At 61.6% G+C, this 18,902-nt stretch carries 22 protein-coding genes and 1 pseudogene; 13 read left to right on the top strand and 10 right to left on the bottom strand.

Annotated features, from left to right (window positions below; genetic code table 11):
* Positions 1–90: 90 nt before the first annotated feature.
* Entirely contained in the window at positions 91–699 is a 609-nt protein-coding gene (locus ACJJVH_RS24595; protein WP_412065404.1) for a DUF2026 family protein, read from the bottom strand.
* A 277-nt stretch (positions 700–976) separates the two neighbouring features.
* A complete protein-coding gene (locus tag ACJJVH_RS24590) occupies positions 977–1,174 on the bottom strand; it encodes a hypothetical protein (protein ID WP_113404310.1) in 198 nt (65 codons plus the stop codon).
* A 414-nt stretch (positions 1,175–1,588) separates the two neighbouring features.
* Between ACJJVH_RS24590 and msuE the strand changes: the two genes are divergently transcribed.
* The 4 genes from msuE to ACJJVH_RS24570 all read left to right on the top strand — a co-directional run bounded on the left by msuE (position 1,589) and on the right by ACJJVH_RS24570 (position 3,822).
* On the top strand, positions 1,589–2,149 hold the full coding sequence (gene msuE / locus ACJJVH_RS24585) for an FMN reductase (RefSeq protein ID WP_112798337.1): 561 nt from the start codon (positions 1,589–1,591) through the stop codon (positions 2,147–2,149).
* A 76-nt stretch (positions 2,150–2,225) separates the two neighbouring features.
* Positions 2,226–2,402, top strand: a complete 177-nt coding sequence (locus tag ACJJVH_RS24580) for a hypothetical protein (RefSeq protein ID WP_412065403.1) — start codon at positions 2,226–2,228, stop codon at positions 2,400–2,402.
* A gap of 59 nt (positions 2,403–2,461) precedes the next feature.
* Positions 2,462–3,046 (top strand): alpha/beta hydrolase, encoded by a 585-nt coding sequence (locus tag ACJJVH_RS24575; protein ID WP_113370756.1) that lies wholly within the window; start codon positions 2,462–2,464, stop codon positions 3,044–3,046.
* A gap of 116 nt (positions 3,047–3,162) precedes the next feature.
* Entirely contained in the window at positions 3,163–3,822 is a 660-nt protein-coding gene (locus ACJJVH_RS24570; RefSeq protein ID WP_113370757.1) for a peroxiredoxin, read from the top strand.
* A gap of 63 nt (positions 3,823–3,885) precedes the next feature.
* Here the strand turns inward: ACJJVH_RS24570 and ACJJVH_RS24565 are convergent, their stop codons facing one another.
* On the bottom strand, positions 3,886–4,788 hold the full coding sequence (locus ACJJVH_RS24565) for a LysR family transcriptional regulator (protein ID WP_113502541.1): 903 nt from the start codon (positions 4,786–4,788) through the stop codon (positions 3,886–3,888).
* Between the two features lie 182 nt (positions 4,789–4,970).
* On the opposite strand from ACJJVH_RS24565, the gene ACJJVH_RS24560 reads away from it, so the two are divergent.
* On the top strand, positions 4,971–6,005 hold the full coding sequence (locus ACJJVH_RS24560; protein ID WP_412065402.1) for an aldo/keto reductase: 1,035 nt from the start codon (positions 4,971–4,973) through the stop codon (positions 6,003–6,005).
* Positions 6,006–6,086: 81 nt separating this feature from the next.
* On the opposite strand, the gene ACJJVH_RS24555 is transcribed toward ACJJVH_RS24560, so the two are convergent.
* Positions 6,087–7,118, bottom strand: a complete 1,032-nt coding sequence (locus tag ACJJVH_RS24555) for an aldo/keto reductase (RefSeq protein WP_113392040.1) — start codon at positions 7,116–7,118, stop codon at positions 6,087–6,089.
* Positions 7,119–7,375: 257 nt separating this feature from the next.
* Between ACJJVH_RS24555 and recX the strand changes: the two genes are divergently transcribed.
* From recX to ACJJVH_RS24540, 3 genes are all read left to right on the top strand, one after another.
* Complete coding sequence (gene recX / locus ACJJVH_RS24550; protein WP_412066217.1) at positions 7,376–7,930, top strand: recombination regulator RecX; 555 nt, start codon at positions 7,376–7,378, stop codon at positions 7,928–7,930.
* An 88-nt stretch (positions 7,931–8,018) separates the two neighbouring features.
* Positions 8,019–8,594 carry a DUF922 domain-containing Zn-dependent protease gene (locus tag ACJJVH_RS24545; protein ID WP_412066216.1) on the top strand — a complete coding sequence of 192 codons (576 nt, stop codon included), beginning with the start codon at positions 8,019–8,021 and terminating at the stop codon, positions 8,592–8,594.
* A 78-nt stretch (positions 8,595–8,672) separates the two neighbouring features.
* Positions 8,673–8,840, top strand: coding sequence for a hypothetical protein (locus tag ACJJVH_RS24540; protein WP_412065401.1), 168 nt, complete (start codon positions 8,673–8,675; stop codon positions 8,838–8,840).
* A 128-nt stretch (positions 8,841–8,968) separates the two neighbouring features.
* Here the strand turns inward: ACJJVH_RS24540 and ACJJVH_RS24535 are convergent.
* From ACJJVH_RS24535 to araD, 3 genes and pseudogenes are all read right to left on the bottom strand, one after another.
* A pseudogene (locus tag ACJJVH_RS24535) lies at positions 8,969–9,243 on the bottom strand (type II toxin-antitoxin system Phd/YefM family antitoxin).
* A gap of 85 nt (positions 9,244–9,328) precedes the next feature.
* Positions 9,329–10,054, bottom strand: coding sequence for a ribonuclease activity regulator RraA (locus ACJJVH_RS24530; RefSeq protein ID WP_113357663.1), 726 nt, complete (start codon positions 10,052–10,054; stop codon positions 9,329–9,331).
* A gap of 18 nt (positions 10,055–10,072) precedes the next feature.
* Positions 10,073–11,809, bottom strand: a complete 1,737-nt coding sequence (araD, locus tag ACJJVH_RS24525; protein WP_113383982.1) for an L-arabinonate dehydratase — start codon at positions 11,807–11,809, stop codon at positions 10,073–10,075.
* Between the two features lie 225 nt (positions 11,810–12,034).
* Here araD and ACJJVH_RS24520 point away from each other — a divergent pair, with 225 nt between their 5' ends.
* From ACJJVH_RS24520 to nadC, 5 genes are all read left to right on the top strand, one after another.
* A complete protein-coding gene (locus ACJJVH_RS24520) occupies positions 12,035–12,727 on the top strand; it encodes a GntR family transcriptional regulator (protein WP_113383981.1) in 693 nt (230 codons plus the stop codon).
* 110 nt (positions 12,728–12,837) lie between these two features.
* Positions 12,838–13,740 carry an NrtR DNA-binding winged helix domain-containing protein gene (locus ACJJVH_RS24515; RefSeq protein WP_112798317.1) on the top strand — a complete coding sequence of 301 codons (903 nt, stop codon included), beginning with the start codon at positions 12,838–12,840 and terminating at the stop codon, positions 13,738–13,740.
* A gap of 69 nt (positions 13,741–13,809) precedes the next feature.
* Positions 13,810–14,775 (top strand): quinolinate synthase NadA, encoded by a 966-nt coding sequence (gene nadA, locus ACJJVH_RS24510; RefSeq protein ID WP_412065400.1) that lies wholly within the window; start codon positions 13,810–13,812, stop codon positions 14,773–14,775.
* Positions 14,772–16,313, top strand: coding sequence for an L-aspartate oxidase (locus ACJJVH_RS24505; RefSeq protein ID WP_412065399.1), 1,542 nt, complete (start codon positions 14,772–14,774; stop codon positions 16,311–16,313). The genes nadA and ACJJVH_RS24505 overlap by 4 nt, the downstream gene beginning before the upstream one ends.
* Before the next feature lies 1 nt (position 16,314).
* Entirely contained in the window at positions 16,315–17,172 is an 858-nt protein-coding gene (nadC, locus tag ACJJVH_RS24500) for a carboxylating nicotinate-nucleotide diphosphorylase (protein ID WP_412065398.1), read from the top strand.
* Positions 17,173–17,238: 66 nt separating this feature from the next.
* On the opposite strand, the gene ACJJVH_RS24495 is transcribed toward nadC, so the two are convergent.
* The 3 genes from ACJJVH_RS24495 to ACJJVH_RS24485 form a co-directional block, all read right to left on the bottom strand.
* On the bottom strand, positions 17,239–17,652 hold the full coding sequence (locus tag ACJJVH_RS24495; protein ID WP_112798309.1) for a type II toxin-antitoxin system VapC family toxin: 414 nt from the start codon (positions 17,650–17,652) through the stop codon (positions 17,239–17,241).
* The gene (locus tag ACJJVH_RS24490; RefSeq protein ID WP_112798307.1) at positions 17,649–17,921 is read right to left on the bottom strand and encodes a type II toxin-antitoxin system VapB family antitoxin; all 273 of its coding nucleotides are present in this window, start codon (positions 17,919–17,921) and stop codon (positions 17,649–17,651) included. Before ACJJVH_RS24490 ends, ACJJVH_RS24495 begins: the two co-directional genes overlap by 4 nt.
* Before the next feature lie 151 nt (positions 17,922–18,072).
* Positions 18,073–18,849, bottom strand: coding sequence for an SDR family oxidoreductase (locus ACJJVH_RS24485; RefSeq protein WP_113392045.1), 777 nt, complete (start codon positions 18,847–18,849; stop codon positions 18,073–18,075).
* Positions 18,850–18,902 lie beyond the last annotated feature (53 nt).

Genomic DNA, 18,902 nt, shown 5'->3' with positions numbered 1-18,902 from the left:
TCCGCTCCGCTATCGCGGCAGCCGGCGCATGGCCGCCGCGATCAGCGCCGTTCAAAACCGGAGCGCTCGTGCCGGCCGAATATCCGGATGTCACCATCCGCCGGCAAGGGCATTGCCGACAAGCGGTACGGTCCTGGTCTTTCCATGCTGATCGCGAACGGCGATTGATGCCGGTATTTGCTTGGGGGACTTCCGAAACCAGTTCGTGGCGACGGTGGCGAGATCTCCGATCATCGGATGCCTGCGCCAGTCTGCAAAACGCCGGCTCATTGCTTCGGGCTCGTGGAGATAGAAGAAATCTCCTGACCGGCCGAGATCGTTGATAGACGGGGCCATGGCGGAAAGCGGGCGCTGAAACATCTTCGAAGGCAACTTCAGGTCCGGCGCGCTTTCGGAGAATGCCGGCGCCATGAAGTCGATTGCCCAACCATCCGCCTCGACCCAGCAATGAAAGTTTTCCCCGGCGCCGGAGACGTAGCCATCCTCGCGGTGATCTGCGAAAAGGATGTGTTTTCCTTCAAGATTGTAGGCGGCAAGCCCACCCTTCGGCTTTGCGTCCACCTTGTAATGATGTTCGAGGATGAATGCCCCGAATGTGCTGAAATACATAGAAGCCGTGGCGGGATTGGCATTTTCGTTGATCAGCAGGCTGTTGATCACCTTGTAAATCCGATGATAGTCGCTTTGCTTGATCAACATGATCGTATTCCTTGAGCTCGTGGTTTGAGCCACCCCTAGATGACAGGGACGACCGTGTAAACGCCGCGTGCCGGGGTTTGTGGACGCTCGAGCGGTTCGGCGCCTCACGGATCACGGTAGATGACATTCATGATGAGAGGTTGGCGTGGCGTTCGGGAAGGACGGTCGCCGGTCTTGACAAGCTCGTCCCATACGGGCGGATCGGCAGGCCACGCTCCAGGGTCCTGCGAGAGCGGGCGCTGAAAGCTGCGGCAGCATTGAGCTGGGCGAGCCGCTGTTAAAGCTTGTCCTTTCGAGCGCCGGAACCTTTCAGGAATCTCGGAGCATAGATCACGCAGGCGATGGAAGCGGCCAGCATCACAAGCGAAATGGCCAGCTGAACCACATCGTATCGCAATGTGCTTTCCGCAAAGAACCATCCGGCAACGATGCCGGCAATTGCGAAGGGTATGCGCACGACGATGGGAAACCACATGGGAGAATCCTTTTCTGGAGAATTAGCACGCGCTTCGCAGCCGGTCCGGATTGCGCGTACGGAAGGAAAAAGATCCTGCGGCAAGCAGCGGCAACAGGGCGGGCACAAGCAACACTAGCATGTTCTTGCGGTTGATCGGCAAGCCAGATGTTTTCAATGGATGCGCGCTTTTTCGAAACCCCGTCGAACATCGCGGCGGCGCTCGCCCGGCCTGCGGTTTGCAACTGATCTTCCAAAGGCACGCCTCCCGATCCATGCCGGATGGCGTTTCCTGCCGCTCTCTTCAGGTCGCATCGCAGGAAAGAGATTTTCCGTTTCCGGCGTCTGCGGAGATGGTTGTTCCTTTTAATCTACTATTTTTATGGACAATATTCGCATTATCGAAAACGCATGTGATCTTCGGAAGGGATGAGAATGAGTGCGCCTAAACTCGTCGGTATTGCCGGCAGCTTCAACCGGCCATCGAAGACCTACGCGCTGGTCCAGACCGTCGCAGGTCTGGCAAGCGAGCGGTACGGCTTCGCAAGCAAGGTCTACGACCTGCAGGATGTCGGTGCTTCTCTCGGGACGGCGCAATGGCGCAAGGAGCTCGACGATCAGGCAAAAGGGGTGATTGACGAAATCGTGTCATCCGATGCCCTCATCATCGGCTCGCCGACCTTCAAGGGGTCTTATCCCGGACTGTTCAAGCATCTGATCGACCTTATCGACCCGCATGAGCTGCGCGCCAAGCCGATCATCATCACCGCAACGGGCGGTGGAGACAGGCATGCGCTGATGGTCGAGCACCAGCTGCGGCCGCTCTTCGGCTTCTTCATGGCTCATACCTTGCCGACCGCCGTCTATGCGTCGGATCGGGATTTTACGGACTACAAGGTTTCGTCCGAGCCGCTGGCCGACCGGATCAACGAGGTCGTCGGCGAGCTTGCCGCTTTCTTTCCCCATTCGCTGACGGTGCTGGCGGCTGCGGAATGAAGGGCTGAAACACCATCGCGCCCAGGCGCCGGGACACGCACACACCGGATTTTTTCTCAGCGGAATGGAGGGTTTCATGAAATGGAATGTCATTGGCCGCCTGAAGGCGTTTTTTGCTGTTCCCAGATCGCAGAGGCTGGACGTTTCCACCCTGTCGCTTGACCGGACCGGGTTCGCCGAGCGGGATCGGGAGCTCTCTGCCCGCGACTACGAGATCTATTACTGGTGTTCCACGCCGGCGCCCTGGTACTGAAAGGATGCGTCGTTGGTTTCATATCGCGAGATGAGCTTGCCAGCTCGTGTGAGGCATCCATGACCAGAGTGCTGATTGTACCGGGCCTTTTCGGCTCCGGGGAAGGGCATTGGCAGCGTTACTGGCTGCGTGACCATCCCGATGTCCGGCTTGTCGAGCAGGATGACTGGAATTTTCCCAATCTCGGCAGCTGGATGGAAAGGCTGGAGGAGGCGCTGGAAGAGGCAGGCGAGGCTTATATCGTCGCCCACAGCCTGGGCTGCGTGCTGACGGCGAGATTGGCCGGCCGTCCGGCCGCGCGAAGGGTCAAGGGCGCGCTGCTCGTTGCGCCCTGCGATATTCCCGTGACCGAGACCCTCCATACGGGCCATCTATCCTTCGGCACGATGCCGACCGAAGCATTGCCTTTTCCCAGCATGACTGTCGGCAGCCTGAACGATATTTACATGACGCTCGACCGGTTGACCTTGTTCGGGCGCCTCTGGAATTCCGATGTCCGCAATATCGGCCTTGCGGGGCATATCAACATCGCCAGCGGCTTCGGGCGCTGGCCGAGCGGCTATGGATTTCTGGAAACCCTGAAGATGCGCGCGAGACATCGGCGGGCGCGGGAGTTTTCGAGCGCCATCGCAGCACCCATTTAAAAGAAAGGCTTTTCATATCGAACGTTCGACGCCATTGTGCGGCGGATTTTTTGATCCCGTCCTTCGGCCGCCCCTTCAGGTGCGAGACCCGGTCGGATTTTTCAGGAGGTAAGACAATGAGTTTGCGTATCAACGACATCGCTCCGGATTTTGCGGCGGAGACGACGCAGGGCAAGATTCAGTTCCATGACTGGATCGGCGATGGCTGGGCCGTCCTCTTCTCGCATCCGAAGAATTTTACGCCGGTCTGCACGACGGAACTCGGCGCGATGGCAGGCCTTGAAGGCGAATTCCGCAAGCGCGGCGTCAAGATCATCGGCATCTCCGTCGATCCGGTCGAAAGCCACAGCCGGTGGAAGAACGATATCAAGACGGCGACCGGTTTCGACGTCGACTATCCGCTGATCGGCGACAAGGACCTCAAGGTCGCCAAGCTCTATGACATGCTGCCGGCGGGCGCCGGCGAAAGCTCCGAGGGCCGTACGCCTGCCGACAACGCCACGGTACGCTCCGTCTTCGTCATCGGTCCCGACAAGAAGATCAAGCTGATCCTCACCTATCCGATGACGACGGGCCGCAACTTCGGCGAAATCCTCCGCGCGATCGATTCGATCCAGCTGACGGCCAAGCATCAGGTCGCGACACCGGCAAACTGGCAGCAGGGCGACGATGTCATCATCACCGCCGCCGTCTCCAACGAGGACGCCATTACCCGTTTCGGCTCGTTCGATACGGTATTGCCCTATCTGCGCAAGACCCGGCAGCCTTCCGCCTGAGCGGCGTGGAGGACTGATGTTCCGCGAACGATGCGATGCGGCCCCAATGGCCGCATCGCTTTTTCATAGCCTTACATTGTCGCGCAAAAATTCCAGCAATGCGCGCACGCGGGCAGGCAATGGACCGCCCTGGCCGATGTAGACGGCGTAGAATTCCTCGACATCGCCTGGATTGAGTTCTTCCAGCACCGGCAGCAGACGACCGGTCGCGATATCCGATTTGACGGTGAAGGCGGCGAGACGTGCAAGGCCCGCTCCATTGAGCGCGAGGTGACGCATGGCCTCACCATCGCTCACCTGCAGGCTGCGGATTGCGGGGATCGTCGCAATCTCATCGTCGATCCGCAGTGGCCAAGCTTCGATCGCCCGGGAATAGGCAAAGCCGATGCGGCAATGCTTCTCCAGTTCGGCGGCGGAGCGGGGCGAACCGTGCCGCCGCAGGTAATCCGGCGAGGCGACGATGACCTTGCGGGTCGCTCCGAGCTTGCGGGCCGTCAGGCTGGAGCTTTTCAGCGGCCCGGCGCGTATGGCGATATCGGCTCGTTCTTCCATCAGATCGACGATCCGATCCGTATGGAAAACTTCCAGCGAGACGTTCGGGTGCAGCGCCATAAAGGCGGGAACAAGCGGAGCCAACACATGATTGCCGAAGGAGCCGCTGGTATTGATGCGGATATGTCCGGCGACCTGCTCTCCCGCCGAGGCATGGCGTTCGGCCTCGGCGATATCGGCAAGAATGGCAAGGCTGCGTTCGAAGAAGACGCAGCCCTCGGGGGTAAGCTGCAGCCGCCTTGTCGAGCGGTTGATGAGGCGGGCACCGAGGCGTTTTTCCAGTCTCGTGACAAGCTTGCTGACGGCGGAAGGCGTCATGCGGCAGGCCGTGGCCGCGGCGGTAAAGCCGCCGAGCTCCACTGCGCGCACGAAAACTTCCATTTCACCGGATCGGTTGATTTCCTGGCGGCTCATGATGAATTGAAATCACAAATCAGTTTCTCTACGGCAATCTATATCATCCTTATTGATGGGTCTATGTCTCTGAAAAACCCGGAGCGGTTCGGGAGGGTGACTTTGTGAACCGCTTCATTCTGTTGTTTTACGCAAGTCCCGACGAACCGTCACATGCCGGGATTGCATCAAGGAGACGGACGATGGAATACAGAAATCTCGGTGCTTCCGGCCTGCGCGTCCCCGTGCTCGGTTTCGGCGCCGGCACGTTTGGCGGTAGCGGACCGCTGTTCAGCGCCTGGGGCTCGACGGATGCGACGGAAGCGCGGCGTCTGGTCGACATCTGCCTGGAGGCGGGCGTCAATCTCTTCGACACGGCCGACGTCTATTCGGCCGGTGCCTCGGAGGAGGTGCTCGGCCAGGCAATCCGCGGCAGGCGGGATGCCGTGCTGATTTCGACGAAGACGGCTCTTCCCATGGGCGACGGTCCGGCAGACTGGGGCGCTTCGCGCTCGCGGCTGATGAAATCGGTCGACGCCGCTTTGCGCCGCCTTGGCACCGATTACATCGATTTGCTGCAACTGCACGCTTTCGACGCTTCGACGCCGGTCGAGGAAACGCTCTCGACACTGGATGCCCTCGTGCAGGCGGGCAAGATCCGCTATATCGGCGCCTCGAATTTCTCCGGCTGGGAATTGATGAAATCGCTCGCCGTTGCCGAGAGGCATTCCTACGTGCGTCCCATCGCTCATCAGGTCTACTATTCGCTTGCCGGCCGCGATTACGAATGGGAACTCATGCCGCTCGGCGCGGATCAGAATGTCGGGGCGCTGGTCTGGAGCCCGCTGGCATGGGGCAGGCTCACCGGCAAGATCCGCCGCGGGCAGCCGTTGCCGGAGACAAGCCGGTTGCACGAGACGGCAACCTTCGGCCCGCCCGTGGAAGACGAAAAGCTGTTCGATATTGTCGATGTGCTGGATGAAATTGCAGGCGAGACCGGCAAGAGCGTGCCGCAGATCGCGATCAACTGGCTTCTGCACCGGCCGACGGTCGCAAGCGTCATCATCGGCGCGCGCAATGAAGAGCAGCTGCGTCAGAACCTCGGGGCTGTCGGCTGGACACTTTCCAGGCAGCAGGTCGAGAGGCTGGACAAGGTCAGCGAGTTGACGGCGCCCTATCCCTATTTTCCCTATCGGCGCCAGGAAGGCTTCGCCAGGCTCAATCCGCCGCTGGTCTGATGCGGCGGCCATGCATCCGGCCGCTGCCGGACGAAGGGGTTGCGAGCGGCGGAGCAGGCAATTGCTCCGCCGCCAGGCGTCTCAGCGCCCGCCTTCGATCTTGCGATGGCGCTGGTTCCTGCCGCCTTCGCCGTACGGATAGGCTGCGGGCTGCGGTGCGCTGATCTCGTTCAGCCGGTCCATCTCCGCCTCCGTCAGCTTTAGCTCCGCCGCACCCAGATTGTCGGCAAGCTGCTCGGATGTCCTTGCGCCGAGAATGACCGAGGTGACAGCCGGGCGGGCTGCCGTCCAGGCGAGCGCGACCCGCGCCATGCTGACGCCGCGAGCCTTGGCGATCTCGTCGACCGCCTCGATGATCCCCCAGGTGCGTTCCTGCGCATTGCGGGCCGCATAGGACTCGCTGCCGCGATTGGGGTTCTCGCCAAGCCGGGTGGCGCCGGTCGGCGTTTGGTCGCGCTTGTATTTGCCCGTCAGCCAGCCGCCGCCGAGCGGCGACCAGGGAAGCAGGCCCATGCCGGCATCCTGGCAGGCATCGACGATCTCGAGCTCGATGTCGCGAACGAGCAGATTGTACTGGGGCTGCAGCGTGACCGGCCGCGTATAGCCGCGGGCCCTGGCGATCTCGACGGCCTTGGCGATGTGCCAGCCGACATAGTTGGAGAAGCCGTAATAGCCGATCTTGCCGGCGCGCACGGCATCGTCGAGAAACCGTAGCGTCTCCTCGATCGGTGTCAGGGCATCCCAGGCATGCATCTGATAGAGGTCGATATGGTCGATGCCGAGACGGCGCAGCGAGTCGTCCAGCGCTTGCCCCAGATGCCGGCGCGAGAGGCCGAGGTCGTTCGGCCCCTTGCCCATCGGGAAACGGCCCTTGGTGGCGATGACGGCCTGGCGAGCCTCGGTCGGACGGGACTTCAGCCAGCGGCCGATGATCTCCTCCGATTTGCCTGCGCTGTAGACGTCGGCGGTATCGATGAAATTGCCGCCCCATGCGAAATAATCGTCGAGAAGCTTGTGCGACGCGGCCTCGTCGGCTTCCGCGCCGAAAGTCATGGTGCCAAGGCAATAGGCCGTGACGACAGCCCCGCTTGGGCCGAGCTTGCGATAGTCCATTCCTGCCTCCTCTGAACGGAGCGCTGGTGCCCGATCGGCAGAACGGTCGGGAAAGCCGCAGGCTCCGTGATCCATAGCAATGTGATGCTTGAGACGGCCTCCACCGTCGATGGGGGTTCGACGCTCGGCATTTTATTGCCACGGCCGCAGGCATACCATAGCCAATCATCCCATGATTACCAAGCGCATTCGTTGCCTGGATATCGCGGCTCGCGTAAAACTCTCCGTGATGATTCCCTTTTTGCCGAATGCCTTTCCTGATGGATGAAACGCCGACAAGCCGCATGCTCTCCTGGGCACGCAACTCCACCATCTATCGCCTCGAACGCCGGATGATGACCGAGAAGCAGCTGTCCGATGCGATCGCCAAAAAAGCGAAACAAAAGTTCGAGGATATCAGCGATGCGCAGATCAAGGCGCTGGCCGATTTCGCCGTCAAATTCGCCTATGAGCTGAAAGTGCTCGATGATGTCGCCTATGCCGAGATCAGCACACGCTCGGCGGTTCGCTCCGGCAAGTCGAAGAAAGCCATCGCCTTCAGGCTGGCGTCCAAGGGCATAGATGGCGAAACCGTCGTCGCGGCGGTGGGGGAGGTCGATGATCTGCATTCCGCCGTCATCTTTGCCAGAAAGCGTGGCTTCGGTCCTTTCAGGCGCGGCGACCTCGATGAGAAGCGCAAGGCAAAGGAACTGTCCGCCTTTGCCCGCAACGGCTTCAGCTTCGCCATCGGCAAAAGGGTGTTCGATATGGAGCGGCAGGATGCGGAAGACGTATTGCAATCGACTTCGGCATTCTGCCCCGGTTCTCATTGAAATGGCTGACGGCACTCGTTAGCTTTGCCGCGCTTGACAGTGGCTGGGCATGGGGACGTTCGTGAAATCAGATATTGTATTGCGCATGATGGCGTTGGGGATCGTTTTTTCGCCTGCTGCCGCTCATGCCGATTGGCAGCCGGTCGAAACTATCAAGACCTACGTAATCACGGGCAGATCCGGCGCCGAGCTTTACGATTCGATCGGCGAGCGGGGTCCCCTGCTCGGACCGAAGGTGAGGGCGATCGCCCATACCGATTTCAAGCTCACCTGGACCCGGAAATACGAGCCGCAGGCGGACGGCGCCTGCACGATCACCGTCAACATCCCAAAACTGATCATCACCTACACCTTGCCCAAGCCCTCGGGGCAATTGCCGCCCGCCACCCGCAAAAGCTGGCAGAAATTCATTGCCGGCGTCGAGGCCCATGAGCGGGTGCATGGCGGTTATATCAAGGACATGGTCAAGGAGATCGAGGCCATGAGTGTCGGTTTCTCCGTGCCCGATGATCCGAAATGCAGCAAGATCCGCGTCGAGCTCACCAAGCGGCTTGGCGAGATTTCCAAAAGAGAGCGGCAGCGGAACGTCGATTTCGACAAGGTCGAATTCAGCGACGGCGGCAATCTTCAGCAGCTCGTGCTCAAGCTGGTGCGCGAGGAATAGGCTGCGGGAACTGCAAACGGGTGATGGTGTTGTCGCCTGGTCGGCGGGAGGTTCAACTTTCACGCCTAAAGGTTGGAAATGCTTGATGTTCTTGGTGACGACCGTAAGATCGTAGATGCGAGTGGTTGCCGCTATGACAACATCGCCAAGGCCGGGATGCTGTCCCTTGGCGTTGGCCGCATCGCCTATCGCTCCGACAATCCGCGTGACAACGGGGTCCATATTCAGGATACGATCCCGGAATGATTCCAGCATGAAATCAAGCCATGCGTTCAACCGCTTGGCACGGTCGACCCCACCCCGGCTGTGAAGGCTGCGCATCCCCTTTTCGAGGGGAAAACTTGCTGATGATAGTCGTATCGAGAAGGAAGCCGTTATTCAAAATCGATTTCCCGCATGGCGGAAGGATTTTGCTCCAGTTCGGCAGGACCGGGATAGGTCATGAGAAATTCGCCGAAGTTCGGCCGGGGGTCTTCAGCGCCTTGCTGGCGACCTTGGCAGCCTCCACCGACACGATCACGGCAGCGGGCTTGCCGTGGCGTGTCACGGTGACGAATTCACCATTTGCGGCTTCCTCGACATAGGCCGAGAAACCTGCCTTTGCAGCTGCCTCCAGAAAGGCAGTCCATAATGCTGAAAAACCCGAAATCCTATCGCGGCGACCGGCAAGCCTTTTTTTGGGGGGCTTTTGGAGCGCTTAGAGGAGCTTCCCGGCCGCGCATCGCAATACCGGATCAACGGCCCTTCCGTTTCCGCCATTCGGCAAATTTCAGCTTCGGAGCGTCGCTGGTCGCCGGGTAGAGGCCGATGATGGTGGCGCCGTTCATGACCTCTTCGGTGACGAAATCCTCATAGGCCGTCATTTCCACCGTCTCATCGGCAATTTCGTCGGCCAGATGCGCGGGGATGACGATGACGCCCTCATTGTCGCCGACGAGTACGTCGCCGGGGAAAACCGCCACATCGCCGCAGCCGATCGGGCCGTTGATTTCGATGGCCTGATGCAGGGTCAGGTTGGTCGGCGCGGAGGGGCGATGATGATAGGAGGGGATGTCGAGGGCGGCGATTTCAGGGCTGTCGCGGAAGCCGCCGTCGGTGACGACGCCGGCTACGCCGCGCACCTGCAGCCGCGAGACGAGGATGGAGCCGGCGGAAGCGGCGCGCGCATCCTTGCGGCTATCCATGACCAGGACGAAGCCGGGCGGGCATTGCTCGACGGCGGCGCGCTGCGGATGCTCCGGATTGCGGAAGACTTCGAGCGTGTTCAGGTCTTCGCGCGCCGGAATATAGCGGAGCGTGAAGGCCTGACCGACCATGTTCGCCTTCTTGGGCGAAAGCGGGCGCACATCCTGGATGAACTGGTTGCGCAGGCCGCGCCGGAAAAGCGCCGTGGCGATTGTCGGCGTGGCGACGCCCATCAGCTTGTTGCGCGTTTCGGTGCTCAGCACGTAGTTGCTCATGCGATCTATCCTTTGCGATCAATAAATATCGGGCTCGCCCGGCGTCGGGCCGAAATCGGTCTCCAGAAAGTCGAAATCGCAGCCGGTATCGGCCTGCGCGACATGACGCGAAAACATCCAGCCATAGCCGCGGCCGAACTTTTCCGCCGGCTTGACCCAGGCGTCGCGCCGCCGCTGCAATTCGTCCTCGTCGACCAGCATGTCGATGCGGCGCGCTTCGAGATCGAGGCTGATGATGTCGCCGTTGCGCAGCAGCGCCAGCGGACCGCCGACGTGGGATTCGGGTGAGACGTGCAGGATGCAGGCGCCGTAACTCGTGCCGCTCATGCGGGCATCGGAGAGGCGGAGCATATCCCTGTGGCCCTTTTTGAGGAGCGCTTTCGGGATCGGCAGCATGCCCCATTCGGGCATGCCGGGGCCGCCCTGCGGGCCGGCGCCGCGCAGCACCATGACATGATCGGGCGTGATGTCGAGATTTTCATCGTCGACGGCCGCCTTCATCTCCGGGTAGCTGTCGAACACGAGCGCCGGTCCCTGATGCTTGTGGAAGCGCGGATCGCAAGCGGCGGGTTTGATGACGGCACCCGTCGGCGCAAGGTTGCCCTTCAGCACCGCCAGCGAGCCTTCGTGATAGACTGGATTGTCGAGCGAGCGGATGACGTCGTCATTGTAGCACTTCGCCCCCTCCAGCGTTTCGCCGAGGGTGACGCCCGATACGGTGAGCGTGGAGAGGTCGAGCTTGGCGGAGAGCTTTGCCATCAGCGCCCGCAGGCCGCCAGCATAGTAGAAATCCTCCATCAGATAGGCTTTGCCTGTCGGCCTGATATTGGCGAGAACCGGCGTCGTGCGCCCGGCCTTGTCGAGATCGTCGAGCGAAAGATTGATGCCGGCGCGCCGCGCCATCGCAATCAGATGCACGACGGCGTTGGTGGAACAGCCCGTTGCCATCGCCACGGCCACCGCATTGTCGACGGCGGCTTGCGTGACGATCCTGGAGGGCACCAGATCTTCCCAGACCATCTCGACGATACGCCTGCCGACAGCCGAAGACATGCGGATATGGTTGGCGTCGGGGGCGGGAATTGAGCTTGCGCCGGGCAAGGTGAGGCCCATTGCCTCGGCGATCGCCGTCATGGTGCTCGCCGTGCCCATGGTCATACAGTGACCGTAGGAGCGAGCGATACCGGCCTCGACATCGACCCATTCCTTCTCCGTGATTGTGCCGGCACGACGCTCGTCCCAGAATTTCCAGGCATCGGACCCCGAGCCCAGATACTCGCCGCGATAATTGCCGCGCAGCATCGGGCCGGCCGGCAGGTAGATCATCGGCAGGCCCATGGAAAGCGCGCCCATGACGAGGCCGGGCGTCGTCTTGTCGCAGCCGCCCATCAGCACGGCGCCGTCGACCGGGTGCGAGCGCAAAAGCTCCTCCGCCTCCATCGCCAGCATGTTGCGATAGAGCATGGTCGTCGGCTTCACATAGCTTTCCGAGAGCGAAAGCGCAGGCAGTTCCAGGGGGAAGCCGCCGGCCTGCAGAATGCCGCGCTTCACGTCCTCGACCCGGTGCTTGAAATGGGCATGACACGGGTTGGCGTCGGACCATGTATTGAGAATGGCGATGACCGGCTTGTCCACCCACTCTTCAGGGGCATAGCCCATCTGCATGGCGCGCGAGCGATGCCCGGAGCTTCTGAGATCGTCCGGCGCAAACCATCTGGCGCTGCGCAGTTCCGACGGCTTTTTCCTGCTGTTCATTATCGTCGAGCCTTGTTTTCGCATTTGCATCGAGGTGAGCATTGTTGCGCGGGGTCGCCTCCGTCTGCCTGCTTTGCAGGCCCTTGCGCCCGATGGCCCATCCTCCCGATTGATCCAACCCGGCGAAGCGGAGTTGGCAAGACCGGACTAAAGCACTAATGTATCAGTGCATCAAGTCACAAACTGTGCTTGATCAACCGAGATTTGCGATGAGAAAGGCCGCCGGTGAAGCTCAATCCGAAAGAATTCGCGCTGGATCGCTCCCGTCAGGTGGCTCCGCAGATCCTGGAGATCCTGAGATCGCGCATTCTTTCCATGAGCTTGCCGCCGACCACCGTTCTCTCGCGTCTATCGCTGCAAAGCGAATTCAACGTCAGCCAGACCCCCGTACGCGACGCGCTGATCCGGCTGGAAGAGGAAGGGCTGGTCGAGGTCTATCCGCAATATGCGACCGTCGTTTCGCGGATCGATATCCGCAACGCCACCGAAGCGCATTTCCTGCGGCTATCGATCGAAGTCGAGGCTGTCCGCCGGCTGACGCTCAATTCGCCGGAGGAAACGGCAGCGGCTCTGGACGCGGCCCTGATCCGGCAGAGGCATGTGATGTCGCCGGAAACCTACGATCTTTTCGATTCGCTCGACAAGGATTTCCATCGGGTGCTTTACGAGCGGGCGGATATTCTCGGCCTGTGGTCGGCTGTGAGGCGCCAGAGCGTGCATCTTGACCGTCTGCGGATGATGAACCTGCCGATGCCCGGCAAGCTGGAGCAGATCGTCGCCGATCATCAGGCGATCGTCGATGCCGTGCGCCGCGGCGATGCGGAGGCGGCCGTGGCCGCCCTGCGCAAGCATTTGTCCGGCACCCTGTCGATCGTCGATTTCATCTGCGAACGGTATCCCGATTATGTAAGCCGCTAATCTAGCGGCTTTTCCGGCGGCCGCGAGATGTGGAGCGCGCCAATGCCCGCATTGGCTTGCGCCTCGCTTCATGCGACAAGGTTCATGGGCAAACAAATCATGGAGTTCGCTTGACCATCGGGCTTGCGCATGCCGAGCTGATCGCAGTTCTGACGGCTGTTACGGGCAGCGATCCAAGAGTGATGACGGTGCGGTCGGGCGATGCCTTGCCCTCCGGCCCGTTCGAGCTTGGTCATCGCACGCTGCAGAGCGGATTGCGCGAATGGGTTCAGGAGCAGACCGCCCATCCCGTCGGCTATCTCGAGCAGCTTTATACGTTTGCCGATCGCGATCGAAACAATGAAATTCTCGGCGGGCGCACGATTTCCATCAGCTATCTGGGGCTTGTGCGCGAGCAGGCGGCACCCGGCGGCGGAATGCCGGGCTGGCATGGCTGGTACGAATATCTTCCCTGGGAAGATCATCGAAGCGGCCGGCCGGCCATTCTCGACGAGATTGCCGTGCGCCTTGCGCCATGGATCGACGAGGATGCGATGCGGCGCGGCCAGCGTCGCCGGCGTGCCGATTTCACCTTTGGACTGAACGATGCGGCATGGAACGAGGATCTCGTCCTGCAACGCTATGAACTGCTCTATGAGGCGCGGCTCGTCGCCGAGGCGGGATGCGACCTCAAGTACAATGTCGGCAGATCGATGTTTGCCGACCATCGCCGCATCCTTGCGACCGGCATGGCGCGGCTGCGCGCCAAGATCAAATACCGGCCCGTCGTCTTCGAACTCATGCCCGAGACCTTCACGCTGCTGCACCTGCAGAAAACCGTGGAGGCGCTGGCAGGGCTGACGCTGCACAAGCAGAACTTCCGACGGCTGATCGAGCAGCAGGAACTGGTCGAGGAGACCGGCGGCACGGAAAGCGAGACCGGCGGCCGCCCGGCCAAGCTCTTCCGCTTCCGCCGGGCCGTGCTTGAAGAACGCGAATTCGCCGGAACGAAATTACCGCTCTCCCGCAATTGACATATGCTCATACTGAGAATATCTATTTGCGCATGATATACTCAAAATGAGTATAATAAGGAGCCGGTCATGAACCTTCCCGTATCCTCCCTCTACGATCGTGTCAGCCGCGTCATCCCGAAAGCCGAGTGGCTGGCGTTTCAGGATGATGTCGAGGCGATCCTCGAATTGAAGCGACGTCATAACGCCGTCATTCTCGCCCATAACTACCAGACGCCGGAAATCTTCCATGGCGTTGCCGATATCGTCGGCGACAGTCTGGCGCTTGCCCGCAAGGCGGTGGACGTCGATGCCGACATCATCGTCCTTGCCGGCGTGCATTTCATGGCGGAGACGGCCAAGCTGCTCAATCCGGAAAAGACGGTGCTGATCCCCGACATGGAGGCCGGCTGCTCGCTGGCGGAATCGATCACGCCTCGGGATATCGCGCTGTTGCGGCAGGCGCATCCGGGCGTTCCGGTCGTGACTTACGTCAATACGTCGGCGGCCGTGAAGGCGGCCTCCGATATCTGCTGCACTTCGGGCAATGCCCGGCAGGTGGTGGAATCGCTCGGCGTGCCGAAGGTGCTGATGCTCCCCGACGAATATCTGGCGCGCAATGTCGCGCGCGAAACCGATGTCGAGCTTATCGCCTGGCATGGGCATTGCGAGGTTCATGAGCTCTTTACGGCAGACGATATCCGCCAGCTTCGCGAGAATTATCCCGGCGTGACGGTGCTTGCCCATCCGGAATGCCCGCCCGACGTCGTCGCGGCAGCGGATTTCGCGGGCTCGACCGCGGTCATGTCCGACTACGTTGGCAAAGAGCGCCCGTCGCGCGTTGTGCTTCTGACCGAATGTTCGATGAGCGACAATGTTGCCGTGCATCACCCGGACGTGGAATTCATCCGGCCCTGCAATCTCTGCCCGCATATGAAGCGCATCACGCTCGGCAATATCCGCAAGGCTTTGGAAGAGGGCCGGCATGAGGTGACGGTCGATCCGGCGATTGCCGCCGACGCCCGCCGCGCGGTGGAAAGGATGCTGGCGATATGAGCGAGATCCTTGAAGATCTGAGCGGCCGCACCGTCATCGTCGGCAGCGGCCTTGCCGGGCTGATGACGGCGCTGACTCTCGCGCCCGAACCTGTGGTGATCGTCACCCGCGCCCTGATCGGCGCGGAGACGTCGAGTGCCTGGGCGCAGGGCGGCATCGCCGCCAGCATCGGCAAGGGCGATAGCGCTGCCCTGCATCTTGCCGATACGCTCGCGGCCGGTGACGGGCTTTGCGACGCGAGGGTGGCGGCAGGGATCGTCGCGGAAGCGCCGGCTGCCATCGCCGCCCTGGAACGGGCAGGCGTCGAGTTCGATCGCGATGATGCGGGGCAATTGTCCCTCGGCCTGGAGGCCGCGCATTCGCGTCGGCGGATCGTGCATTCCAGGGGTGACGGTTCGGGTGCGGCCATTGTCCGCGCTCTTGTCGAGGCGGTCGCCCGCACGCCGTCGATCACCGTGCTTGAGGGCTATCAGGCGCAGCGCCTGTTACTGGATGACGGTCATATAGCCGGCCTTCTCTGCCTGACAGGCAAGGGCGGCGTCGTGCTGCCGTCTTCCCGCATCGTCCTTGCCACGGGCGGCATCGGCGGTCTGTTCGACGCTACGACCAACCCGGTCGGCAATTTCGGACAGGGGATTGCCCTCGCGGCGAGAGCTGGAGCGCTTCTGGCCGACATGGAGTTCGTGCAGTTTCACCCAACGGCGCTCGATAGCCGGCGGCGTCCCCTGGCGCTTGTCAGCGAAGCGGTTCGCGGCGAGGGCGCGCTTCTCGTCAACGAGCGCGGCGAGCGCTTCATGGCCGAGGTGGAGGGTGCCGAGCTTGCGCCGCGCGACGTCGTTGCGCGCGCCATCAGCGCCGAAATCGCCCGCGGCGGCCGGGTTTTTCTCGATGCACGCCAGGCACTCGGCGGCGGGTTTGCGGCGCGCTTTCCGGTCATCGCCGCGCTTTGCCGCGAAGCGGGCGTCGATCCGGCGACTGATCCCATTCCGGTGCGTCCGGCCGTTCACTATCACATGGGCGGCGTGGCGACCGACGAGAATGGCCGCAGTTCGGTGCCCGGCCTATGGGTCGTGGGCGAAGCGGCTTGCACCGGCCTGCACGGAGCCAACCGTCTTGCCAGCAACTCCCTGCTGGAAGCGGCAGTCATGGGCATGAAGGCTGCTCATGATATTGCGGGCACGAACGCAAGTCCGGCAAGACTGCCGCCCCGCTTTCCCGAGGCGGTCGTGCCGGATCCGTCGCTCGTCCGGCCGATCGTGTCGCGGCATCTCGGCGTGTTGCGCAATGCCGGCGCCATTCATGGCGCAATCGCGGCTCTGCTGCCGCTGTGCGAGAGCCAAGGTCCGGCGACCGATCCGGGACTGGTCGCATTGCTGATCGCCGTCTTTGCGAGCCTCAGGACGGAATCGCGCGGCGCCCATGCGCGCACGGATTTCCCGCTGAAGCTCACCCATGCGCAACGCCGCATGATGCATCTGTCCGACGCGCTCGATATCGCCCGCTCGGTCATCCCCCATACCGTCGCAAGGAGTGCCTGACATGACGCTTGCTTCCCTCCCGCGCCTGATCGTCGAGCCGCTGGTGCGCAATGCGCTTGTGGAAGATCTCGGCCTTGCCGGCGACGTCACATCCACGGCGGTCATACCCGCAACACATCGCTCGCGCGTGGCCATGGTCGCTCGCCAGCCGGGCGTCGTTGCCGGTCTCGATGCGTCCGAAATCGCCTTCCAACTGGTCGATCCCGCCATCGTCATGACCCGTCATATCCCCGATGGCGGGAAGATTGCTGCGGGAGAGGTCATCGCAACGATCGAGGGGCCTTCCCGCGGTCTGCTGACGGCGGAGCGGACCGCGCTCAATTTTCTCGGCCATCTCTCAGGCATCGCCTCCGTGACCGGCGGCATCGTCGAGGCGATCGCCGGCACGAAGGCGTCGATCGTCTGCACGCGCAAGACGACGCCGGGTCTTCGGGCTTTGGAGAAATATGCCGTGCGCGCCGGCGGCGGCATGAACCATCGTTTCGCGCTTTACGACGCGGTTCTCATCAAGGACAACCATGTCGCCATTGCCGGCGGCATCACCGAAGCCATCCGCCGCGCCAGGGCCGGCGTCGGGCATATGGTCAAGATCGAGGTCGAGGTGGATACGCTGGCGCAGCTGCGCGACGCCATGCAGGAGGGCGTCGATGCCGTGCTACTCGACAATATGACACCCGATCAGCTGCGCGAAGCGGTCGATATCGTCGGCGGGCGGGCGATCACCGAAGCATCGGGCCGCATCACCCCGACAACGGCCGCCGCGATCGCCGCATCCGGCGTCGATCTCATATCCGTGGGCTGGCTGACCCATAGCGCGCCGACGCTCGATATCGGGCTGGACTGGAAGGCGGCGGCTTGAGGCAGAACGGGGTTTCGCATTTTTGGAGAACGCAAGGCCATTGGCTCTTAGGCCTCCGATAGTCATCTACCTCGTCAATGCGGATTGCACGTCGGTCAAAGCAAAATCATCTCCGACATACAGCAGAGGGGCTGAATGCTGTTTGGCAAGGGCATAGGCGAAGCAATCACCGAAATTCAGCCCGCCGCGCGTACCGAAACCCTTGCCGTATTCCACACGGGCCTTCATCGCGGCTCGCGCGAGATTCTCGTCTATCGGGGCAATCTCGATGCGAAACTCGGCCAAAAATTCGTCCAGATCGGCAATCGCTTCGCGCCGGTCTCCCTCTTTGATCCTGCCCGCCATGACCGTGCCGGCTTCGACGTAATTCACAGCCGATATGAGACGAAGACTATCGGCCTGAAGAGCCATCATGCAGTCGGGAGCTTCTGCCTCTTCGAACAGGATGGCAATGATGGCGGACGCATCAACGATCATCATTGAGGGAAATCGAATTCTTCAGCTGTATCACCGACCGCTTCATCCCATTCCTGTTTCGTGACAGGTCGACGGTCGTAGCGGTTGGCACGCCCGCGAACGAACGCTTTCATACGGGCAATGTAATCGCCCTGTCCCTCCTGCTCGGCACGCAGCCTTTCAAGCCGCTCGCGCATGGCCCGGGTAATGGCGTCGGTCATGGTTTCGCCAGTCAGCCGGGACAATTCCCGTGCCAGCCGATCCGCTTCTTCGGTCTTGATGCTCAATGCCATGGTCGCCGTCTTTCTAGATGGTTAATCTAGATAGCATGCATATATCGCTTCTTCAACGGAAAAGGGTTGCGATCAAGGCGAGCCTGGTGAACATGCCGGCCAAAGTGACTCTTTGACGTGACTCTGATGCGATCAAGTCGCTGCGCAGCTTTCACACCACGACCGGCACCTGTGCGCCGTCCATGTTGATGATGACGCCGGTGATATAGCTCGCCTTGGCGGAACTCAGGAAGACCGCGGCATTGGCGATGTCGGCCGGATCGGCCATGCGGCCGAGCGGGATGCGCTTCAGGGCATCGGCAAGCGCTTCCTCCTCGGTCGAGCCTGCCACCTTCGCCGCCGCCTTCAGGCCTTCGGCGACGCGGTCCGTTTCCGTCAGACCAGGATTGAGGCCGACCACGCGCACGCCTCGGCCGGCATAGGCATTGGCAAGCCCGACGCTTGCGAGCATGAGTGCGGCATTGGCCGACCCTCCGGCCAGATGGAAGGGCGAGGCGATCTTGCCGCCATTGCCGATGATGTTGACGACGACGCCCGAACCGCGTGCGCCCATGCGCTTGATGACGGGATCGATGGCGTTGATATAGGAGAAATACTTCGCATCCATCGCAGCGCGCCAGACGGCAGGCGTCAGTTCGTCGGCCGGCGTACGTGCTGCGGCACCGGCGCTGTTGACGAGAATGTCGATCGGGCCGATATCCGCCTCGACCTTGTCCACGACCGCGAGCCCTTGTTCATCGGATGTCAGGTCGGCGGCATAGCCACGCGCGCCGGGAAGCCTGGAAAGAGCGGCATCGATATTGGATTGGGAGCGTGAGCAGATCGCAACCTGCGCGCCTTCCTGCAGGAAGAGTTCGGCACAGGCATAACCGATGCCCTTCGAACCGCCCGTGATCAGAACCACTTTATCCTTGAGGCCAAGGTCCATGAGAATCTCTCCACTGTGATTTGCAAGGGGCGCCAAGCTACGGTCCGAAACCA

This window comes from Rhizobium sp. SYY.PMSO (assembly GCF_046840415.1).
Classification (GTDB): domain Bacteria; phylum Pseudomonadota; class Alphaproteobacteria; order Rhizobiales; family Rhizobiaceae; genus Rhizobium.
This window is presented reverse-complemented; position numbering and strand designations above follow the sequence as displayed.

Bases quoted from the DNA above. Each gene is read 5' to 3' on its own strand.
- ACJJVH_RS24595 (WP_412065404.1), bottom strand. From the start codon at position 699: ATGTTGATCAAGCAAAGCGACTATCATCGGATTTACAAGGTGATCAAC.
- ACJJVH_RS24590 (WP_113404310.1), bottom strand. From the start codon at position 1,174: ATGTGGTTTCCCATCGTCGTGCGCATACCCTTCGCAATTGCCGGCATC.
- msuE (WP_112798337.1), top strand. From the start codon at position 1,589: ATGAGTGCGCCTAAACTCGTCGGTATTGCCGGCAGCTTCAACCGGCCA.
- ACJJVH_RS24580 (WP_412065403.1), top strand. From the start codon at position 2,226: ATGAAATGGAATGTCATTGGCCGCCTGAAGGCGTTTTTTGCTGTTCCC.
- ACJJVH_RS24575 (WP_113370756.1), top strand. From the start codon at position 2,462: ATGACCAGAGTGCTGATTGTACCGGGCCTTTTCGGCTCCGGGGAAGGG.
- ACJJVH_RS24570 (WP_113370757.1), top strand. From the start codon at position 3,163: ATGAGTTTGCGTATCAACGACATCGCTCCGGATTTTGCGGCGGAGACG.
- ACJJVH_RS24565 (WP_113502541.1), bottom strand. From the start codon at position 4,788: ATGAGCCGCCAGGAAATCAACCGATCCGGTGAAATGGAAGTTTTCGTG.
- ACJJVH_RS24560 (WP_412065402.1), top strand. From the start codon at position 4,971: ATGGAATACAGAAATCTCGGTGCTTCCGGCCTGCGCGTCCCCGTGCTC.
- ACJJVH_RS24555 (WP_113392040.1), bottom strand. From the start codon at position 7,118: ATGGACTATCGCAAGCTCGGCCCAAGCGGGGCTGTCGTCACGGCCTAT.
- ACJJVH_RS24545 (WP_412066216.1), top strand. From the start codon at position 8,019: ATGGCGTTGGGGATCGTTTTTTCGCCTGCTGCCGCTCATGCCGATTGG.
- ACJJVH_RS24540 (WP_412065401.1), top strand. From the start codon at position 8,673: ATGCTTGATGTTCTTGGTGACGACCGTAAGATCGTAGATGCGAGTGGT.
- ACJJVH_RS24530 (WP_113357663.1), bottom strand. From the start codon at position 10,054: ATGAGCAACTACGTGCTGAGCACCGAAACGCGCAACAAGCTGATGGGC.
- araD (WP_113383982.1), bottom strand. From the start codon at position 11,809: ATGAACAGCAGGAAAAAGCCGTCGGAACTGCGCAGCGCCAGATGGTTT.
- nadA (WP_412065400.1), top strand. From the start codon at position 13,810: ATGAACCTTCCCGTATCCTCCCTCTACGATCGTGTCAGCCGCGTCATC.
- ACJJVH_RS24505 (WP_412065399.1), top strand. From the start codon at position 14,772: ATGAGCGAGATCCTTGAAGATCTGAGCGGCCGCACCGTCATCGTCGGC.
- nadC (WP_412065398.1), top strand. From the start codon at position 16,315: ATGACGCTTGCTTCCCTCCCGCGCCTGATCGTCGAGCCGCTGGTGCGC.
- ACJJVH_RS24495 (WP_112798309.1), bottom strand. From the start codon at position 17,652: ATGATGATCGTTGATGCGTCCGCCATCATTGCCATCCTGTTCGAAGAG.
- ACJJVH_RS24490 (WP_112798307.1), bottom strand. From the start codon at position 17,921: ATGGCATTGAGCATCAAGACCGAAGAAGCGGATCGGCTGGCACGGGAA.
- ACJJVH_RS24485 (WP_113392045.1), bottom strand. From the start codon at position 18,849: ATGGACCTTGGCCTCAAGGATAAAGTGGTTCTGATCACGGGCGGTTCG.